General features: G+C 40.6%; 4 protein-coding genes. 1 reads left to right on the forward strand and 3 read right to left on the reverse strand.

Going from position 1 to position 4,201, the window contains the following annotated elements; genetic code table 11:
* The 3 genes from H5202_RS18455 to ubiU all read right to left on the reverse strand — a co-directional run.
* Positions 1 to 991: YjiH family protein (locus H5202_RS18455; protein ID WP_259397377.1), on the reverse strand; the 991-nt coding region annotated here is incomplete at its 3' end.
* A 442-nt stretch (positions 992 to 1,433) separates the two neighbouring features.
* Positions 1,434 to 2,375, reverse strand: coding sequence for a U32 family peptidase (locus H5202_RS18460; RefSeq protein WP_182773357.1), 942 nt, complete (start codon positions 2,373 to 2,375; stop codon positions 1,434 to 1,436).
* 9 nt (positions 2,376 to 2,384) lie between these two features.
* Positions 2,385 to 3,386, reverse strand: a complete 1,002-nt coding sequence (gene ubiU / locus H5202_RS18465; protein WP_182773358.1) for a ubiquinone anaerobic biosynthesis protein UbiU — start codon at positions 3,384 to 3,386, stop codon at positions 2,385 to 2,387.
* 140 nt (positions 3,387 to 3,526) lie between these two features.
* On the opposite strand from ubiU, the gene ubiT reads away from it, so the two are divergent.
* Entirely contained in the window at positions 3,527 to 4,036 is a 510-nt protein-coding gene (gene ubiT, locus H5202_RS18470) for a ubiquinone anaerobic biosynthesis accessory factor UbiT (protein ID WP_182773359.1), read from the forward strand.
* Positions 4,037 to 4,201: the final 165 nt, after the last annotated feature.

The raw sequence follows: 4,201 nt of genomic DNA on the forward strand, positions 1-4,201 counted from the left end.
ATAGCGGAATAAATGGCATACCTAAGTAATTAAAAATAGGTGTATGTTCAGCCAACACTAATGCGACGGTACCAATAGCCATAACAACAGGGATCACCCCGAATATCATATCGACAACGTTTTTAATTCCTTCAGTTAGCACATGCTTAATGCCACCAGCAGAAGATGCGCGTTGCATTGCTTGTTCAAATCCCCAAGAAAATACGCCATGACTGGTTGGGATTGATTCGTCATCTTCATGACGAGGAGTGTTATCGATATACAGATCTTTCTTCCATGACAACGGCGGTAATTTAGGGACTATGATTGCTGCAATAAATCCAGCTAAGCACACTGTCAGATAAAATGGCACAAACAGGTGTTCAAGTTTGACTTGTGATATCACCACTAAGCTAAAGGTTATCGACACTGCAGAAAAGGTTGTGCCAATAACAGCAGCTTCGCGGGCAGTATAGAAACGAGTTTCGTATTGTTTAGTGGTCATTAAAATGCCCACACTACCATCACCTAACCAAGAGGCCATACAGTCAATAGCACTGCGACCAGGTAAATTGAATATTGGACGCATAACTTTGGTTAATAACGTGCCAAAAAATTCTAGTAAACCAAAATTGAGCAATAGCGGTAATAACATGCCAGCAAAAATGAATACTGAAAATAACACTGGTACTAAATCATTCAGAACCAAGCCACCTGTTGCCGATGAAATAATCGCATCAGGCCCCACTTGCAAATAAACCATGACGATAAAGATTGCACCTACTATTCGCACCGCTAACCAAAATAAATTGACCTTCAGTAAAGTGCGTAAGAAAGTACTTTTACGAACGAATTTAGGGTTAATGAGCTGAGTGAGCAATGAAGCTAATGCCATTAATACCACAATGCAGGTAACGATAAGCTGGATAGAACTGCCCATTTGGCTTTGCAATGCTTTTGAGATAATTGCAATCGGAATGGTAATCGAACCTTCGACATTGATAGGCGTCATAAACAGTAGCAAGCCAATCAGTGACGGAATAATAAAGGTGAGAATTGTTTTAATGTTATGTTTTTTATGTGTCACGTTAAATACACCTTACTTATGTGTTCTAAGTTGGCCAGCTGTGCTACCCAACTGTTTATTATGGACCGAAATTGAATGTCCATTCAGTTGTGTTTTTTGGGTAGGCAAGGTTACCCCCTTATTTGCTGTATGTAAAATGATAACTTAACCGAATAGATATTAGTTAAATGTGAGTAGATATTTACGTTAACAATGTGTCGAGATACATGATTAAAATCTAATTTAATCAGTTGGTTAATATTTTGTTGCAGGGATGTTTGCTCTTTGAGTTTGAGACTTTTTATGGCTTGTATGCCATTAATAAACATGGATATGATCACAGTTCATGACCACTTTTATTAATGGCTATCGAGTAGCGAGTGTAAGGTTATCGCGTTGGAGTATTGGGCTCAAGGGAATAGTCCATGCCTGGTAACCCTAACCAATAGCCATTGCAATGATGATTGATAATCGATGCCTGTTTATTGTCGTTAAACTGTTTTTTGAGCAAGGCTTTAGTATTAAGCGGATCTTCTTTGGTTTGCGCTAATACATCAGCAAGTTCTGAACCCATGGCTATGTCAGTTAATTTATTGGGTGATATACGCCAATAATCAATTCCCATGTCTATCATTTGTGGCATTTGGTTAATCAGGTTTACCTGCGCCGCAGATTGAGTTTGAATGCCATTTAAGCGGAGTAAGGGTTGTGACTCTTGAGTTTGAGCCAGTAAGCCTTTGCTATGGCGTTGGCAAATAGTTTGACACTTATCTTTAGGTAATTGGTAATGTTTGGCGGTAAAACAGCGTGCAGAATGTGCTAATGGTAAATAGCCGTGGCCGAGCACCTCTATTTCAAAAGCGGGTTTATCGCCCTGATTGATGACAGTGCTTAACCATTGCTGAGATAATTCACAAGGCATGACAAAACGATACATCCCTTTTCGGTGTAATAAATCAAGACTGGTCCGATTATAGTTATTGATTGTTGGCCCGCACACAAAGGGGACTTTGGCTTGGTGGGCATAATGTACCGCTGCCATATCATTAGCTTCAATACTGAAATCGCCATTATCAATAGCTCGTCTCAGTTCATTAAGTTCAGATTGCGCCTCTATCAAAGCCATGGTTGATAACACCACATGTTTGCCATGAGACTTGAGCATATTGGCGAGATCTAGATAATCGTTAAACTTCAGTTCGCGGCGACGACTGCACACGGTTTCACCTAAATAAATGGTATCGATGTTACTCAATGCAACTTGCTGATAAAAGTGCTCAACATCAGATTTTGACCAGCAGTAACTAATTGGAGCGAGAGATATTTTCATTGTAAAACCTTATTGCCATTGGCGCTCATAAGCGCCCAATGTAGTGATTTGTCCTTCGGATACTTTTGCTAACGCTTGCGACCATTGTGGTTGCTCGCAAAAAGACTCGGGGTTAGCTAAGTATGTGTCGATAGCACTACGCCAAACGTGCGTGACTTGGCTTACATAAGCAGGGCTTCGCTGACGTCCTTCAATTTTAAGAGATTTAATTCCCGCTTGGGCGAGCTCGGGTAATAAGCTTAAAGTGTTTAGACTGGTAGGTGATTCCAGTAAATATTTTGCATCCTGATCGTACTCAGCAACATAACGGCCTTTACAGACAACCGGATAACCCAATTGTTGGTTGGCATCGGCTTTGTCGATCAATACATTATTGAGTCGAGTTAATTTATCGCTACCAGAATCTTGCCAGCGTACATGCTTAGCGGGAGAGCACGAACCGCCTGTATTAGGGGATTGTCCTGTCACATATGATGATAAATGGCAGCGTCCTTCAGCCATGATGCATAAACTACCAAAAGCAAATACTTCAAGCTCAACAGGGCTCACTTTGGCTAAGTCTCGAACCTGTTTAATGGATAACACTCGTGGCAATACCGCTCGTTCAATATTAAAAGCTTGTTGATAAAATGACAGAGCCCCCAAGTTTGTGGCGCTGGCTTGTACTGATAAATGTAACGGAAGGTGTGGATAATGCTGGTGGGCATAATCGAGTAATGACAAGTCCGCGACGATGAGAGCATCCATTTCTAATTGTGCTGCTAAATCAACGGCCTGATACCAGCGGTGTTCTTCACCGGGTTTGGGAAAGGTGTTTAGGGTTAAAAATACCTTTCGACCTTGGCTTTTAGCCAGTTTTGTCGCTTGTGCTAGTTGTGCAGCAGAAAAGTTTAATCCTGCAAACGAGCGCGCATTAGTGTCATCTTTTAGTCCGAGGTAAACCGCATCAGCGCCAGCGTTAAGAGCGGCTTTGAGTGACGCTAAATTACCTGCAGGGCATAAGAGTTCCATGTTGGTGTTCTCATTTTTTTCAAAGAACAGGAGTGTAAATGTGATTGAGTTAACATGATTTGATTTAAAACAGGTTTCGTTAGATAAATTGCCAGTAAACTCACTTGATTATTGGTTCTATTTGCAAGTAGGTACTCTCGATGGCTCAAGCATTTACACAACAATTATCGGCAAACTTAGCAAAAAATGTATTACATTTTGCGCCTCAAGTGAGTCGTCGCTCGCTAAACTTGATGCCGGAAGCGTTAAAAATAATCGTCATCAATAAACTGCTTAATTTAGTGTTAGCGGAACAATTGAAGACAGATGAACTCGATTTTCTCAAACAAAAGTGGGTAGGCATTTGTGTTGATGATATTGGTTTGCGTTTTGAGGTGGGTGTCGAACAACAACTACGAGTGCGTGCTTTTACTCAGCCCGATGTGACATTAAGTGCCAATGTGCCTGAGTTAATTTTGGTTGCAGCAGGTAAAGAAGACCCCGACACACTTTTTTTTCAGCGTAAATTACGTATAGAAGGGGATACGGAGTTAGGTTTAGAAGTTAAAAATCTATTGTTGTCTATTGAGTTAGATAACTTACCTAAACCCGCTCAAATCGGCATTGAGCAACTTGCTAAAGTATTACAAAGATTGACCGCCAGTGAATAATTATGGCGTTATTTAAGTATAAAAAATGGCGCATTAAGCGTAATGCCGATCAGTTAAGCGGTAAAACGAGAAAATTTAACTGATCGGTTGACCGATCTTTCTAGTCTGCGAAAATCCGATAATCTTTATTATCGGATTTTTTTATGGAACTTTCAGAAGCCCTTG

Source organism: Shewanella sp. SG41-4 (assembly GCF_014164505.1).
GTDB lineage: Bacteria > Pseudomonadota > Gammaproteobacteria > Enterobacterales > Shewanellaceae > Shewanella.

What these genes read in the sequence shown, in the direction of transcription:
- ubiU (WP_182773358.1), bottom strand. Translation starts at nt 3,386, where the DNA reads ATGGAACTCTTATGCCCTGCAGGTAATTTAGCGTCACTCAAAGCCGCT.
- ubiT (WP_182773359.1), top strand. Translation starts at nt 3,527, where the DNA reads ATGGCTCAAGCATTTACACAACAATTATCGGCAAACTTAGCAAAAAAT.
- H5202_RS18460 (WP_182773357.1), bottom strand. Translation starts at nt 2,375, where the DNA reads ATGAAAATATCTCTCGCTCCAATTAGTTACTGCTGGTCAAAATCTGAT.